We start from the raw sequence: 15,271 nt of genomic DNA on the forward strand, positions 1-15,271 counted from the left end.
GCTCATCTCGCTTCCTGCTCACGATCGATCGCCGAGTGCCGCCGGGTGTCGCGCATGGCGAGATAGACGACAAGAGAGGTCGCAATGCAGCCGGTGAGGTAGAAATAGAACCAGCTTTCGTGACCGATCGACTTGAACCAAAGCGCGATCGACTCTGCCGTGCCGCCGAAGATCGAAACGGTCAATGCATATGGCAGCGCTACGCCCGTTGCTCGAATTGCAGTTGGGAACAGTTCGGCCTTGACCACCGCATTGATCGAGGTATAGCCGGATACGATCAACCACGCCGCCGCGATCAGGAGGAATGCGGTAAACGGATCGTGGACTCCCTGCAGCGTGTTCAGAAGCGGAATCGTGAACAGAGTTCCGCCCAATCCGAACCCGATCAACAGCCATTTGCGTCCGATGCGATCGGAAAGGGCGCCATAGAGCGGCTGCAGCGCCATCGCGAAGATCAGGCTACAGGCGGTGACCATGGTCGTTTGATCATCGGTCAGCTTGACGGAGAGCTTCAGGTATTTCTGCATGTAGGTGGTATAGGTGTAGAAGGCCGCAGTCCCGCCCATGGTTAGTCCAACAACGAGCAGGACTTCACGTCGGAACTGACCCAGCGCACGCAGCGAACTCCCCTGTCTTGCCGCCTTCGCGCGGGTGAATACATCCGTTTCGTGCAGATTACGACGCATGACGGCGGCCACGACGGCCAGCAGCGCGCCGATCACGAACGGAATACGCCAGCCCCATCCCCGAAGCTGCTCCTCCGTCAGGAGCACCTTCTGCAAGACCAGGAGAACGACGATCGCGCAGAGCTGGCCGCCAATCAACGTCACATATTGGAAGCTGGAATAGAATCCGCGGTTCTTTTCGTCCGCGACCTCGCTCAGGTAAGTTGCGCTGGCGCCATATTCACCGCCAAGGCTGATTCCCTGCACGACTCGCGCGAAACCAAGCAGGACCGGCGCCGCAAAGCCGATCGACGCATAGGTGGGCGTCACGGCGATGATCAGAGAGCCGAAGCACATCATCAAGACCGACAAGGTCAAGGCATTGCGGCGGCCATGATGATCTGCAAAATGGCCGAATAGCCAGCCTCCAAGTGGGCGGACAAGAAAGCCGGCGGCAAACAGCAGCGCGGCATTCAACTGCTGCACAACCTCGTCGCCCTCAGGAAAGAACGATTTGGCGAAATACAACGCAAACGCGGCATAGGCGTAGAAGTCATACCATTCCACCAGATTTCCGATCGAGCCGACGAAGATCGCGCGCAAGCGGCTACCCATCCCAAGGCCGTCACGGCGTGCTTCATCGGCGGCCGCAACGAGGGTGGGGTTGATAGCTCGCTCAAGATTCATGGCGTCCTCCGAGTGCACGTTTTCTTAGGCTCTAAGGCCAATCGTGCTCATGCCTGAGCAACCCGCGTGCCAGCCGGCCGCGGCCGCCGACCGCGCCGGCAAACAAAGCGATTTCAGATGGTTGCATTGCGCCCCGCGTGAAACGGGCTCGCGGCGCTCAGCGGAATTCCGCCGATCCGCGTCGGCGTGTGAGCGGGAATCCGCCTCGTGCCTAGCAGGAGGTTCGGCTGGGTCGCAGCAAGCCGTACCTTGCCATTTTTTCGTTGAGCGTCCGCCGTGGCACGCCGAGACTTTCCATAACCGCCACAACCGACCAGTTGTGCTCCAGCAAAGACGCCTCGATCAGCATGCGCTCATAAGCTGCGACACGCTCGGAGAGCGAGCGCCTTGCGCCCGCTCCTTCGGCCCGCCGCAGAATTTCCGCGACGCGGCGACCCGTTGCGGCCAGGCCGAGCGCGTAGCGTTCAGCCACGTTCTTCAATTCCCGAACGTTGCCTGGCCAGTCATGGGTCAGCAGCGCATCGAAATCCTCGGCTCCGAGTGGGGTCAAGTCACGGCCGCTGCGCCGGGCGGCTTCCGCGGCGAAATGCTGGAATAGCAGCAGCACGTCGTTGCCCCGTTCGCGCAGCGGCGGCAGACGGATCTCCGCCGCGGCCAAGCGGAAGTAGAGATCGGCACGAAAGCGGCCGCTGCGGCTGTCGGCCGCGAGATCGGCCTTCGCGGCGGCGATCACACGGACGTCGATCGGGATCAGCCGGTTCGATCCCACCCGCTCGACCACGCGCTCCTGAAGAACGCGCAGGATCTTGACCTGAAACGCGTGTGGCATGCTTTCAATTTCATCGAGCAGGAGGGTTCCGCCGCTGGCATGTTCGAACTTCCCGATGCGAGCCCCGCGTGCGCCGGTAAACGCCCCCGCCTCGTGACCCAGCAGTTCGCTCTCGAACAGCTCGGCGGGGACGGCCGCGCAATTCACCGCAACGAAAGGAGCTCGTGCCCGCGGACCAAGGTCGTGCAGTGCGCGAGCGACGACCTCCTTTCCCGTGCCGCTCTCGCCGAAGAGGATCACATCCCTGTCGTGCTCGGCGAGCTCGCCAACGGACTTTCGCAGCGTGGCCATCGCTGGCGATGTCCCGAGGAGACGTCGCTCCAGCTCACCTTCGGCGCCGAGCCGGCTCGTGAGTTGCCTGAGTTGACGCTTCAATCCTGATTGTTCTGCCGCCCGTGCCAGCACGGCAGACATATGATCCGGGTTGGCAGGTTTCTGCAAAAAGTCGTAGACGCCCTCGCGCATGGCCGCTACCGCGAGTGCAACGTCGCCGTGAGCAGTCAGCAGTATGACCGGAATGTCGGGATCGATGCGCTGCACGTCGCGCATCAGTTCGATGCCGGATCGATGCGGCATCCGGAAGTCGGTCAGTACCACGTCGGGCAGCTCGGCCTGAAGCATCGAAAGCGCCTCGTCCGCATTTCGGGCGGTGCGCACGTCGAAGCCGCCCAGCTCCAGCCATTGTCTGATCGAGCTGCGAACGATCTCCTCGTCGTCGACGACAAGAATCGATTTGCTCATCCACATACCCCGATAGATCTAGGCCGGCGCGGACGGCGCCGGCAGGGTCACCCAAAACCGGCTTCCGATTTGCGCTTCACTCTCAACCGAAATCGTGCCTCCGAGCTCCCTCACGATTCCATAGCTGATTGAAAGACCGAGGCCGAGCCCTTCACCGATTTCCTTGGTGGTGAAGAACGGATCGAACAGCGACTTCATGTGCTCCGCGGAGATTCCGCTCCCGGTGTCTGCGACCTCGGTCGTAACGGTGCTCCCCGCACGACGGATGGAGACCGTGAGAACTCGGCGCGGGCGATCACGCATCGACTGGACCGCGTTCGAGAGCAGGTTGACGAAGACCTGCTCCAGACGGATCGGGTTCGCTTCGACGTGAGCCGGCTCCGCTGGCAAGTCCAGGACAACCTCGATACCTTCATTTCTGATCCGGTACTGCAGAAGCCGCATCGCATTGCCAAGTGTCACACCGACATCGACTCTGCTGGTTGCCCCTGTCTCCTTGCGCGCGAACATGCGCAAGTGACCGATCAATGCCATCATTCGCTCGGCTATGGACGACATCAAGTCGAGGTTCAAGGCCGTTCGTTCGATCTCGTTGCGTTGCAACAAGACTCGGCTGCTTGCGATGTAAGTGGTGAGTGCCGCGAGTGGCTGGTTGATTTCATGCGCCACCCCCGCCAGCGCCTGTCCAAGACTGGCAAGCTTCGCACTCTGCACCAAGCTCTCGTGGGTTTGTCGCAACTCCTGTTCGGTGCGCGTCCGTTCCAGGACTTCGCTCGTCAGCTGACGATTGGCTTCGCGAAGCTCCATCGTGCGCTCCGCAACACTTCGTTCCAGCAGCTCGTTTGCTTCGCCCTTGGCTTTCATCGATTGCCGCCATTGATAGGCTACAAGTCCGAGCAGCTGTACTGTGAGAACGGCAAAGCCGGCTGTGGCGGCGACCGTCATTGCATGCCGTCGCGCGTCTCCGATATCCGAGAAGATCAGAAGCTGCCACCCATGCGCCGGCAGATGCCGCGCACGCAGCGCATATTCGTGAACGTCATTGTCGTCGCCCAGTCCAACCGATACGTTGCCTGATGCCGCCGAGGAATGCAGGATCGGGGCATTTTCGATCGTGTCGCCGAACTGCCGGGACTTGTTGAGACGCGCGACCGCGCTCGAGGGCAGCGTTCGCAGCGGGTGATATTTCCACCGCGCGCGGCTGGCCAAGATCACCACGCCTCCTTCATCTTCCATGGCCACCAGATCACCGGCCCTGACCCAATCGGCCTCCAGCGGCGTCAAATCGATCTTCACGACGGCGACCCCGATCGTAAGCTCGCCTTCCGTGATCCGTTGCGACAAGAAGTAACCAGGCAGGCCGGTCGTCACCCCGACGGCATAGAGCTGCCCTTCCCCGTCACGGATTGCGCTCTGGAAATAGGGGCGAAAGTCGTACGCATGCCCGACGAAGCTCTTTGCTCCATCATAATTGCTTGCTGCTAGCGCCACCCCTGCCGTGTCCAGTACGTAGAGCTCGGCCGATCCCGCGGCCTGATTTAGCGACTTGAGATAGCGGTTGGCTGCTTCGACGACTGCCCCGTCGCCCGGTGTCCGGAACAGCCGGCGCACCGGGTCGGCGAGTGAAAGAACCGTGGGCAGATATCGGAAGCGGGCAACGGTTGCATCGAACGTGCTGCCGATCAACGTGAGCCGATCATCGGAATCGCGGCTCATCTGCGCGAGCCCAGCGCTCAGGGCCAATCGGTAGGACAGCAGCGCGACTCCCACGATTGCCAGGATGGCAACGGCCGCGATAACCGGCCAAGCCCTTGAGAGCTCACGCGGCAGTTCCAGTCGGCTCGAAAACCACGCCGACATTGATACACTCCCGCTCACGCCAGCTCGAATGATGGACCTGACCTACGCTTCGGTCACCTCGCGAATTCTCCCCGCTCATGCCGGATCCAGAGCTTCACCCGCAACCGGAGTCTTGGACCCTCTTATGAGTCGAAGGTCGATGTACCCCGCGGCGTTTTACGGTCGAATGAGATCTATACGGCCGCAGCCATCGTCCAGCGTGACCTGGCGTCCCTGATGAGCTCCGGCAGATCGACGATCATCCGACACATGTGCGTTTCCAATTTGGCACACGCACCTTTCGGATCCTGATCACGGAGCAATTCGATCAACTCGAGACATTCTCGTACCTGGGCGCCTTGATCCGGGCTTTGCAGGATCGAGAGGCATCGGACATATCGGCTGCGATCATTGAAGTTCCGCATCATTCTCAGCATCTGCTCGTTTCGCGACAGCTGCGTGATCTGCTCGAAGACGCCTTCGATGGTCATCGCATGATGTTTGACGCACTTCGTTGCCGAGTGACCCACTGCAACGGCTTCCACTTTCATCAAACCCCGGCCGAGACGCGCAACCGAGGACGGATCGAGTGGCCTCGTGATATTGTGCTCAAGAACCAGCCGGGCAAATTCATACAGGTCCTGCAGCTCGGACGCGTTCGGAACCTTGGAAAAGAAGCCTCGCTTCGCGATGCTGTCGATCAGTCCCTCGCCTTGCAGGCGCTCCAGCGCTTGGCGCACAGGCGTTGCGCTCGCATTGACGCGATCCGCCAGATCGTCAATGTGCAGATGCTCTCCCGGAAGCACCCGGACCTTGCTGTCAGGGACCAGATCATAGTGGATGACGAGGTCCTTGAGCTTAGTGTAAGCGGTGTCTACCTTGCTGATATCCCCGTCTGTATCACGCATGCCACGTCCCCTTGAACCACCCTAGGCGGACGCTACTTGCCGGCCGCAGACGTAGCACCGGAGAGGCGTATGCCTTGTTCCCGGAATGCTCCGACCGCGCCGACGAGCACGCATGAACGGGTTCGGCGACGCCCGACGTCGAACCCTTGCCCTGCTACTCGTTGTCCGCCCATGACTGTCATTTTTTACACACTGTAAGCTTACGCACTCATTGCAGCCGTCACCATCATAAAAACTATGCAATCGATGTGTACTGGTTCACTGGAGCATACTGAGACGGTGTCTCATCGCGTAAGCGGTTGCAGCGGCGCGCGAGCTCACGCCGATCTTCATATATATGTTCGCGATGTGTCTGTTGACGGTCGGCACACTAAGGCGTAGTTCCGCGGCAATGGCCTTGGAGCGGCTGCCGGCAGCGAGCTTGCTGAGGATCTCCATTTCTCGCGGCGAAAGATCATCAGGGCCTCGCGCGTATAAGTTGCGCGGCCCGACCTCGACTCCCTCTATCCGTGCTCGATCGACACGCTCCTGCCAGCTTCGCATGCCGAGTGCTACGAACTGCTCGCGTCCCCGCTGCAGCAGCGCATGCGAGGACGGCTTGTCGCCTGAGGTTCCCGTCACGATCGCCTCGTCAAGATCGACGAGCGCTCGGAGGCAGACCTGGCCTGCCCGCTCAAGGTCGCCGCGGGCCTTTGCGAAGTGCGTGCATGCCGCAACCGTGTGACCCTGAAGGGCCGCCAGACGTCCGAGGATGAATTCACGGCATTCACCGGCTGCACCGATCGTGCTTCCGTGTTTTGGAGCGCGGACCAACGCTTCGAACCGGCGCGCGCGCTTGACGTCCTCACGCTGCCAGGCGGCGCAGACCCCGAGCCCAAGTGCATCATCCGACAGCTGTCTGTCGCAATTTGTGTTCTCCAAGGATCGGAGCAGCGCCTCGATGCGAACGTCATATTCGTTTTCGCCAGGCAAGAACGCTTCAGTCAGAGCGGCGAAGCCGAGCACGATCTGTCCAAGGCGCACCGGATGATCCTTGACGATCTGCAGCGCACGCGAAGCGATTCGGCCGATTGCCGGCCAGTCGCCCCCATACAAATAGGCCCGCCATGCGACCGCGGAAAGCTCCAGGGCGAGATGCAACCGGTGCCACGGTCCCAGTCGGACAGCCAGCGCCCGCGCGTCGCGCAGCGCCGCGTCGGAGCTTGTCAAATGGCCCAGGCTCGCCTCGGCAATCGCGAGAGAGGTTAAGGCCTCGATCCGGCCAGGAAGCGACCCGAAACACTTGGCATCCCGCAACAGGTCGTGCGCAGTTTCGACCCCCATGGCGAGTTGTCCATGCCGATAGATCCAATCATGGGTGACGACCTCTCGAGCCCGGATGATGGCCGCCGGACTCTGCCATTCGGCGGCCCAACGTTGCACCTGCTCTGTCTGTTCGATTGATCGCGGAGCATACAGGTCGAGCGCCGAGGCACGGTCCTCTTCGTCTCCAAGCTGACGGACGAGATCGAGCGCAACCGGATCCGGCGCGTGGTAGATCGTCTCAAACGTCCCGTCATTCCATCGGCATCGCCAGTGCTGTCGGAGCACCTCCAATCGGGCCCAGTGCAAATCTCGGCGAGCACCGCAGGCCTCCAGTCCGCGTTCCACCAGAGGCTGCCACATCTCGGTGGGAGCGCCGGCGTCCCGCAGCCTGCGGACAATCGTCACCAAGAAACTCATGATCCATGATGGCTGCCGCTCCCAGCATCGGCCGAACAGAAGGCGCGACGTCGCGTCGGCGGCTTCGACGTCGAGTGATGCGGCCTGGGCAAGCGCGAGATCACGAAGCATCTCGTCCGAGACAGCATCGCCTGCGAGATCGCAAGCGATCCGAAGGAATGCAGCTTCGTGCTCGCTGATATAGTTCGCTCGCGCGCGCTCGGCTGCCTTCAGTGCGAAGACCCCGCCGATCTCGGCACCCGCGATGCGCTGCGAGGCGTGATACTGATGTGCAATCTCTCCGGGATCGGCATCGAGCTCGGCGAGACGCGTCGCCGCGCGCCGATGCAAGATCGCTCGCCGGTCGGGGTTCAGTTCGTCGTACATGGCACGCCGCAGCAACGCATGCGCAAAGACGTAGCCATCACCTCGCACGACGAGGACCCCGGCCCTCATCGCCTCGTCGATTTGGTCGAGAATCGTCTCTTCGGAATCCGATATCAGAAGCTGCAATCGGCCGAGATCGAAGCCTTCCGGAAATATCGCAGCGATCCGTAGCATCCCCAGGGTCGGCGCCGAGAGCCGCGCGAACCGTCGCGACAGCAGCGGACGCAATCCGGCCGGGATGCCGACACCGTTGGTCACGAGATCGGCGGGCCATTGGCCCTGGCGCCCCGGAAATCTTCCCTCGTCGACGAGGTGGTTGAAGAGCTGGCGCACATAGAACGGATTGCCACCAGTCTCACGGTGAATTGCCGTCGCAAGCGATGCGGGAAGCCGCTCGCCTGCCAACGACTCAAGCATGCGCATCGTGTCCGCAGGCTCGAGCGGCCGAACCGCGATCCGATGAAGCTCGCTCTCACGCGCCAGCGCATTGAGTTCCAGCGGCTCGCCACCGGTCTCGTCAGGACGGAGGGTGATGACGGTCAGCAGCGGGAGAGACCGCGTCGAGCGTAAGCAATGCAGCAACATCGACCAGGATTCGCGATCGGCCCAGTGCAGGTCCTCCAGCACGAGCAACAGTGGAGATTCGACTGCAACCGCATGAAGCAGATGAACGGCGGATTCGAACAGCCGAAACCGCTCGTCCGGTCCGGAGAGTCCTTTGAGAGCAGGAAGATCCGCAGCGGCCGCGAACGCCGGCACCAGGCGAGACAGCGGCCGAATCATATCATTGCGAGCATGGTTGAGGAGTGTCGGCTGCTCGCGAGCCCATTGGGAGAACGTGTCGGCGAACAATCCATAGGGCAGAGGTTCGGCCATCTCGTAGGCGGCCCCCCTCGCGACACAGAAACCGCGCTGCTTCGCAGTTAGGGCCAGTGCCTCGACCAGACGGCTCTTGCCGATACCAGCCTCTCCTATCAGGACCGCGCCGACAGCGCGTCCATTCGTGCTCGGGAGAAGCTCGCGAAGCCGGTTCGACTCCTGGTCCCTTCCTATAAGCGGAACACCGCTATCCTTCATGCGCTAACCAATGGCCAACCTACACGATACTCTTTCATGGCTGCGGCACGACGCACTGCCGCCCGTGCGATTCAACCGTCTCCGACAACTTAAGATTGCTTTGAGAAAATATCAGCTCGGCACGATAATACCAAGCGTCAAATCAATGTTGCGCTGCGCATATCGGACTCATCTCGCGAAGACTGTCGCGCAATCGCGACCGGCGAGACCCGAAGGACTCAGATCGATCACGATCTCCATAGCCCGTTCAGCCAATGATTGCTTGCCCTAAAAGACACACAACCATTATGAGGTGCAACCACCAAACTCAACCGAAGCATGAAACATCATTGAGTCGTTTTCTTGACGAAATTCTCCTGGCCCAACGAGCTGGCGATCGAGGAACCGCGGCGACGCCGTTCTCGACTACTCAGCGTCGGAGGCGACGCACACATGGGCCAAGCATCTGCTGCAACGCCGGAGAGAACCATGCGTTCGCATACAGGCTCAGGAGATGGCGATGGCCTCAGGAGATCGCGGGTCCTTCATATCGTCCAACAACGCACCTTCAGCATTCGGCGGCTTGGTGCCGAACCCCGACGCGCGAATCATTTCGGAGCGTCGGATTGCGCGCATCGGAGCCGCGGCAAACCAGTGACGAGTGCGGCTTGGCACATGACATCCGGCACGCAGATCTACTGAACCGAATGTCAGAACCGTTCCTTAGGGCCGGAACGATTCGATGTACTTGATCAAACCCTTGGCGCCGAAAGAAAGTCCGGAGGTCCACGCGTCGCGGGGACGGGCCCTCGCCCATTTCTTTGCTGCACCACTCTTCGCAACGGACCCGACCGCTGAACGCGTTGCAGCAAGGCCGACCCCGACAGCGACACCGACATCGGGACCAATGAGCGCCCAGTTCCCCGCGTGAGCGTGTACATCAGCCGCTACCAGATTGCCCGGAACGAGCCCGATCGCGCCGACAAATTGAAGGCCTTTTCCGGATTTGGTTGATGTTTCCCAACTTGACTTGGTGGGAATATTTACAGTTGGAGGAGCCAAGTCCTTCTTGTTTGCAGAGCTGGCCTTATTGTAGCTCATCAATTCTTTCGTCGTGCGCCCCGTTCTCCGCGCCACCTGCACCCATGTCAGCCTGCCCTTCGACGGATCTTGGACGTCACGATTATCGTAGACGCGGTCGACCGAGAGCTTGTCACCGACCCAAGCCCCGGCCCGCGGAAGCTCGTAAGTCTGGGGGATCCAAGTCCGGTTCTCGGCCACGATCTTTCTGACTGTTGTGCCATGCTCCTTTGCGAGATCTCTCAGAGATTGTCCCGGCTGGAGATCGACGGCTTGCTTTTGCCCGGGAACGTGCAGATTCTGGCCGCTCATCGACAACAGACGTCGGAGAGGCACACCGGTTTTTTTGGCGATCTGTTCCCATGTCACGGCTGTTGGGTTGCTGGCCGACGAGGCTTGGCCCGGAACGTCAATCCGCAAAGGTGCACGACTGTCCTTGTTTGCCGTGATCAGCTTCTTGATCCCGACACCATGCCTGCGAGCGAAACTCTCCAGTGACTCGCCTGGTTGCAAGCGATCGGTCGTTGCCCCGCGAAGCACGCGGCCACCGCTCGCTGCATCATAAACCCGTCGTGGTGGGATGGACAAACCACGGTGCCCGTTCGCCTCCAACAGCCGCTTCAGGCTGAGTCCCTGATCGGTTGCAAATTCCCCGTAGGTCACGCCATTCGTGACCTGACGAAGCCGCTGAGGAACCAGGATCTCGGCGGGCGCTACATTCTTGGCGTTGGCCTTGGCGATCGATCGCAGCGAGGTGCTGTGGCTGTCGAGAAACTCCTGCGGGCTTTGACCGGCTTGCACGCGTGCGTCATCGACTGCCGGAACGGATGCGCCTGCGGAATCCTTCCGAGCGGGGATCGACCATCCATGCCGATCCAGGTTCAGCGCCACGAGCGTCTTGACATCGACCCCCTCGCGCTTCGCAATCTCGGCCCATGTCGCACCAGAACTGTTGAGAGCGGTAACTGTCGGATTGATGTCTTGAACGCCAGGATTGCTTCGCGTGAGGTCGCGCGGTATGAGGCCAAGCCTTTGGGCAATGCTGACCATCGTATCGCCTGGCAGAACGTCGACTTTCGTCCCGCGCGAGCGCATCAGCGCTTGGGAGCTCACACCATTGCGCAAGGCGAAAGCTGCCTGCCCAAGACCGAGCAAACCGTCCGATATGGCGGCGGCCCTGTCTGTATGCCATCCACTCGCAGCCTTCATGAAATTGATCGAGGCGTTGGTCCCGAAACTCGAGGCGACGACGGCGCGAGCCGCCGCTTCACGAGACGACCCGAGCCACGTCCTCACCCGCGCATGCGCCAGGGGACTGTTGAAAAACGCGCGACCTACTGGATTAAGATCAGCGATGGCCTCGCTCAATGCCGGCGCACCATGCGTGGCCAACACCAGTTCGCCGGCAACGGCTGCCGATGCTGCGGCCGGCGGAGCGGCAGCGACCCATTCTCTCAATCGATTCGCGATGCGCTTGGCGCCGCCTCCCGCCTGAGGTGTCGTCGAGGCGGCCAGAGCCCAATCGGCCGCGTGATCTTGGCTGATTGGCGTATCCTGCAACCCCAAAGCGGTCTGCCGGAACGATGCGAGTGCCGCTGGATCGCCTCCGAAAACCGCCTTGTGGAAGTCGGTCTCCCCCATCCGGTCGCGAATGGCCTCCGCGATCTTTGCCTCCGTCGCATAGGGCGATGTGCCGCGGCGCGGCACGACCTGCGAGGCGAGAAACTCGGTCACACCTTCGTTCAAGTTCGAATGTGGCCGGCTTGAATCAACGACCAAGGTGCTTGCGAGCTTCTTGAACGATTCCGAAGTCAGTGCATGCACCGCCTCGTGCGCGACCACGTCCGGGCTCAATCTGTCGGTCCGCACATAGACGCGATGCCCCCGATCCGATGCGATGCTGAAAGCATCGACGGCCGCCGGATCGTGCTGGCCGCCGGCTTTTTGATATGCACGGGCGAAATCGGCAGGATCCATGGCCTGCAGCCGGATGCCATTCGGCGCTGAGCCGCTCGTCCGACCTTGATAGGCGTCAAACACCTTCCTTCCCGCGTCGAACGCAGCGGGCTGTCCGGCGAGGCCCGCTTCGGTCGCGGTGCGGGATCTGCTCTGCTGATAGTGATGAGAAGCCACACCGGAAACTGTATTGAGTCCGATGGACAGATAGTCTTGCGTGGTCGGCGCCTTGCCTGACAGGAGGCCGGGACCCGCAGTCAGCATGGTGTTCGCGCCCAGCTGGGAGGCTGTCTGATAAAGCGGGTTCGACACGAGGCCATTCGGCCGTGCCGCGCTTGAGGTCCGCACGGCGACCTTGCCGTCGACGAACTTCGTCAGACCGCCAGTCACGCCGGCCATCGCGACATTCTTGAAGTACCCCGAGAACGCGTCCTTCATCTGCGCGTTGGCTTCGTCCTGCGTGAGCCGTCCCTCGGAGAGCTGATACTGGGACTCGACGTAGGTCCCCGCGACGTTGCCGAGGCCCATGACCCCCTGATTGGCGACCATGACCGTTGATCCGGTTGCCAGCTTCGAGACGACCGAGCTTGCAGCCTGGTCGAGGCCGCGCGTAACGAAGGCCTCCGTCGCTCCGCCCGTCAACGCCCCGCCTGCTGCGCCCAGGGACTGCACGCCCGATACGGTCGCATCGACGCCCGCCTGCTTCACTTCATCCCAGCTGCCGCCACCTTGGAAGAAGTTGTTGGTCAGCGCCGCATCGAGGGAGACGTGAGAGCTGCTGTGAATGTCGCCGCCACCGAACACAGTCGCTGCATTCTGGGCCGTGTCGATGGCTTCTGCCGTTCCCGTTCCTACCAAGGTGCCCGCTGCGAGGGCGGCCAAGACAGGCGCGCCGGCTCCGGCCGTGGCCATGGTGACAGCGGTCGCAGCCGCGGCGATCGCGACGTCGCGCACGACTTCCTGTGCACTCGACCAATTGGCGTCGGTCTTGCGCTCGTTCTCGAACATCCGGTCATTCTGGGTGGCCAGATTACCCATGATTTTCAGATACTCGCCGTTGACCTCCTGGGCAGTCATCCCTCTCTGATTTTTCTGCAGGGCCGTGAGCGCCTCTTTCTTGTCCTGCAGATCCGACTCGAGCTCAGACCGGTTGGCACCGAACAGCCCCCCGACCCAATCGCCGCCCTTCTGCAGAAGGCTGCGGTTGCCGAGCGCTTTGTCTTCCCTGCCGATGGCATCCTGCAGCTCATGCAGCCCTTGACCGATATCCACTCGCGCGTTCGCGTCCTTGAGGCTCGCAAGCTGCTCAGCGACCGCGCCATCGCTCAAGGCACCCGGATGCTGCGCAAAGAATGTATTGTACGCATGCGAGAGCGCGCTCTGGTCAGCGGCCGTTTGCGGATCAAGTAGATTTTGCGGCAACGTCAGCCGAAACTGGGAGTCCAGCAGCTGATATTGAGCCAGCTTCTGTTGAAGTTGTGCATATTGAAGCGATTGCTGAGCCGTCGTCAGGGCGCTGCCCGCTTTGGTGAAACCCACAGCCTGTACATTGCCAGCTTGTACCAAATCAGTGTTGGCGGACTGCCGCGCGGTTGCGACCGCCGCCTCGCTCTGTGTGACACGATAATCCTGAACCAGCCTGTTGGTCGTTGCAGCCAGCTCTTTCGTGATCAGGCCGGCCGATGCCGCATCAGTTCTTGCCTGCGCTATCTGCTGCAACACCGGCGAGTTTGAGGGCAAGGGAACATGGCTATAGGTCTGCTCCAGATTAGCCAATGTCGTATTGCGTCGGTCGGCGTAGGCAAGCCCGGTTGCCGACTTGAAGCCCGCCGTCGCAATGTCGGACATTGTCGAGAGCTCGCGCAACTGATGCTGCGCTTGGTTCAGCTTGAGCTCCGTGGCGGCCGTCGGATTCTTGATATAGGCGGCCTGCGCATCCGAGACGGCCTGGTGGCCCTTGATCAGGGCGAGGTCGGTCCCGACTTTGTTCTGATAGGCGCTTGCCTGATCGTAGTCGATCTTCGCCGTGGTAGCGGTCTGCCGGGCTTGCGGGGACAATTTGGCAAGATCGGAGTCCTGCGCTGCCTCAAGATCGGTCTGCGCTGCCGCCGCAAATGCCACTCGGTGCTGAGCCGCGGCCCAGCCTGCATTCTGGTAATCAGCGTTCCCGTTCGCGAGCTTGAGATCGAGCGATGCCTGCTGCGGATCGCTGCCGCGCGTTGCACGTACGGTGTACCCCAATGGATGCAGAGCGTCGTTCACCCGATCCTGGGCATCCTTCGCAACCGTCCCGTATTTCTCGGAATTCGAAGCATAATACTGGAGCTGGGCCTTGCCCTGCGCGACCATGCCGACATCGGCGTTGAGCTTGCTCCGCGCGACGGTGAAGTCGTCATAGGCGCGCAGCTGCGATGGCGTCAAATCCGCCTGGGTCGGATTTTCGTTCTGGTCGATCGTGACCCCGGCTTTCTTCAGCGCTGTGGAAGCGCTCTCGAGCTCTTTCTTGTCCGCCGCGGCCTGCTGCCCGTAGACGACGCTTTTCCCTGCCGCAAGGTCGGCGCCCGCGGCATCAAGCTTGCGCTGGTCCGTCGCCAGCTTGTGTTGCTGCGCATCCTGCTGCTGATTCAGCAACGACAGACGGTGCAATGTTCCGGCGCTGATCCCCCGGTCCATCTCGGTGTCCAGACGGCCGAGCTGCGATTTGGTCTGCTCGAGAGCAGCCGTATCGGCGGTGACCTTGGCCTTTCCCTCGGAAACCTGGGCCGAGGCCGCGTCGACGAGCGGGGCAACTTTCCGCGCGACTGGATCTTTCACGGTGACCGGCGGCGGTGCCGGTTTGTAGTTCGCTGCGGCGGCGTCGATGCGTTGTGCAGCACTCAGATTGCTCTTGGCCGAACTCAACACCGCCTGGTCGGCGGTGACTTGCTGCTGAGCGGCCGCAACCTGCTTCTTCAGATCGTTGATATGGGTTTGATGGGCAGCCGCCGCGGCGCCGGCGCCGCGACCGTACCCGATCGGAGCCTTCGTGCCCTGCGCATCAGTCAGCTCGCTCTGCAGTTTATGCAGCTTTCCAGCATCACCATCGAGTGTCGTCTGCGCCTTTGTCTGAACCGCTTTTGCCTGCGAAACGGCGTCTGGGACCGGCGCCGCCGACGCCGGGGCGGGGACCCCCGGACACGCGGCCACCGCCTTCGGCGGAACAGGGGGACCAAACAACACGGGCGTCGGTTGCAGAACCGGACCCATGATTGGCCGAGCGGGCTGAAAGAGCGGCAAAGGTGCCGTCGATGATGATCCAACGCTGTGCGTCGAATTGCGATCGAGCATGCCCGAAGACGACGCCGTGGACTTCGGCCGCGGAGGTGGCGGCGGCGGAGGAGGTGGTGGCGGGGGTGGCGGCGGAGGCGGAGGAGGCGGCGGGC

Annotated in this window: 6 protein-coding genes; all 6 read right to left on the reverse strand. The window is 61.7% G+C overall.

Annotation, left to right across the window (positions count from 1 at the left end):
* Positions 1–2: 2 nt before the first annotated feature.
* Complete coding sequence (locus QX048_RS12540) at positions 3–1,280, reverse strand: MFS transporter (RefSeq protein ID WP_315715418.1); 1,278 nt, start codon at positions 1,278–1,280, stop codon at positions 3–5.
* 283 nt (positions 1,281–1,563) lie between these two features.
* Positions 1,564–2,922, reverse strand: coding sequence for a sigma-54 dependent transcriptional regulator (locus QX048_RS12545; protein WP_315715081.1), 1,359 nt, complete (start codon positions 2,920–2,922; stop codon positions 1,564–1,566).
* 18 nt (positions 2,923–2,940) lie between these two features.
* Positions 2,941–4,782 (reverse strand): ATP-binding protein, encoded by a 1,842-nt coding sequence (locus tag QX048_RS12550; protein WP_315715080.1) that lies wholly within the window; start codon positions 4,780–4,782, stop codon positions 2,941–2,943.
* Positions 4,783–4,955: 173 nt separating this feature from the next.
* A complete protein-coding gene (locus QX048_RS12555) occupies positions 4,956–5,669 on the reverse strand; it encodes a GntR family transcriptional regulator (protein WP_315715079.1) in 714 nt (237 codons plus the stop codon).
* 258 nt (positions 5,670–5,927) lie between these two features.
* Positions 5,928–8,834: a helix-turn-helix transcriptional regulator gene (locus QX048_RS12560; protein ID WP_315715078.1), complete on the reverse strand. Its 2,907-nt coding sequence runs from the start codon at positions 8,832–8,834 to the stop codon at positions 5,928–5,930.
* A 702-nt stretch (positions 8,835–9,536) separates the two neighbouring features.
* The gene (locus QX048_RS12565; RefSeq protein WP_315729339.1) at positions 9,537–15,095 is read right to left on the reverse strand and encodes a LysM peptidoglycan-binding domain-containing protein; all 5,559 of its coding nucleotides are present in this window, start codon (positions 15,093–15,095) and stop codon (positions 9,537–9,539) included.
* Positions 15,096–15,271 lie beyond the last annotated feature (176 nt).

This window comes from Bradyrhizobium sp. SZCCHNS30572 (genome assembly GCF_032484415.1).
Classification (GTDB): Bacteria; Pseudomonadota; Alphaproteobacteria; order Rhizobiales; family Xanthobacteraceae; genus Bradyrhizobium.

Coding starts and splice junctions, on each gene's coding strand:
- QX048_RS12540 (WP_315715418.1), bottom strand. CDS start 1,280: ATGGGTAGCCGCTTGCGCGCGATCTTCGTCGGCTCGATCGGAAATCTG.
- QX048_RS12545 (WP_315715081.1), bottom strand. CDS start 2,922: ATGAGCAAATCGATTCTTGTCGTCGACGACGAGGAGATCGTTCGCAGC.
- QX048_RS12550 (WP_315715080.1), bottom strand. CDS start 4,782: ATGTCGGCGTGGTTTTCGAGCCGACTGGAACTGCCGCGTGAGCTCTCA.
- QX048_RS12555 (WP_315715079.1), bottom strand. CDS start 5,669: ATGCGTGATACAGACGGGGATATCAGCAAGGTAGACACCGCTTACACT.
- QX048_RS12560 (WP_315715078.1), bottom strand. CDS start 8,834: ATGAAGGATAGCGGTGTTCCGCTTATAGGAAGGGACCAGGAGTCGAAC.
- QX048_RS12565 (WP_315729339.1), bottom strand. CDS start 15,095: ATGGGTCCGGTTCTGCAACCGACGCCCGTGTTGTTTGGTCCCCCTGTT.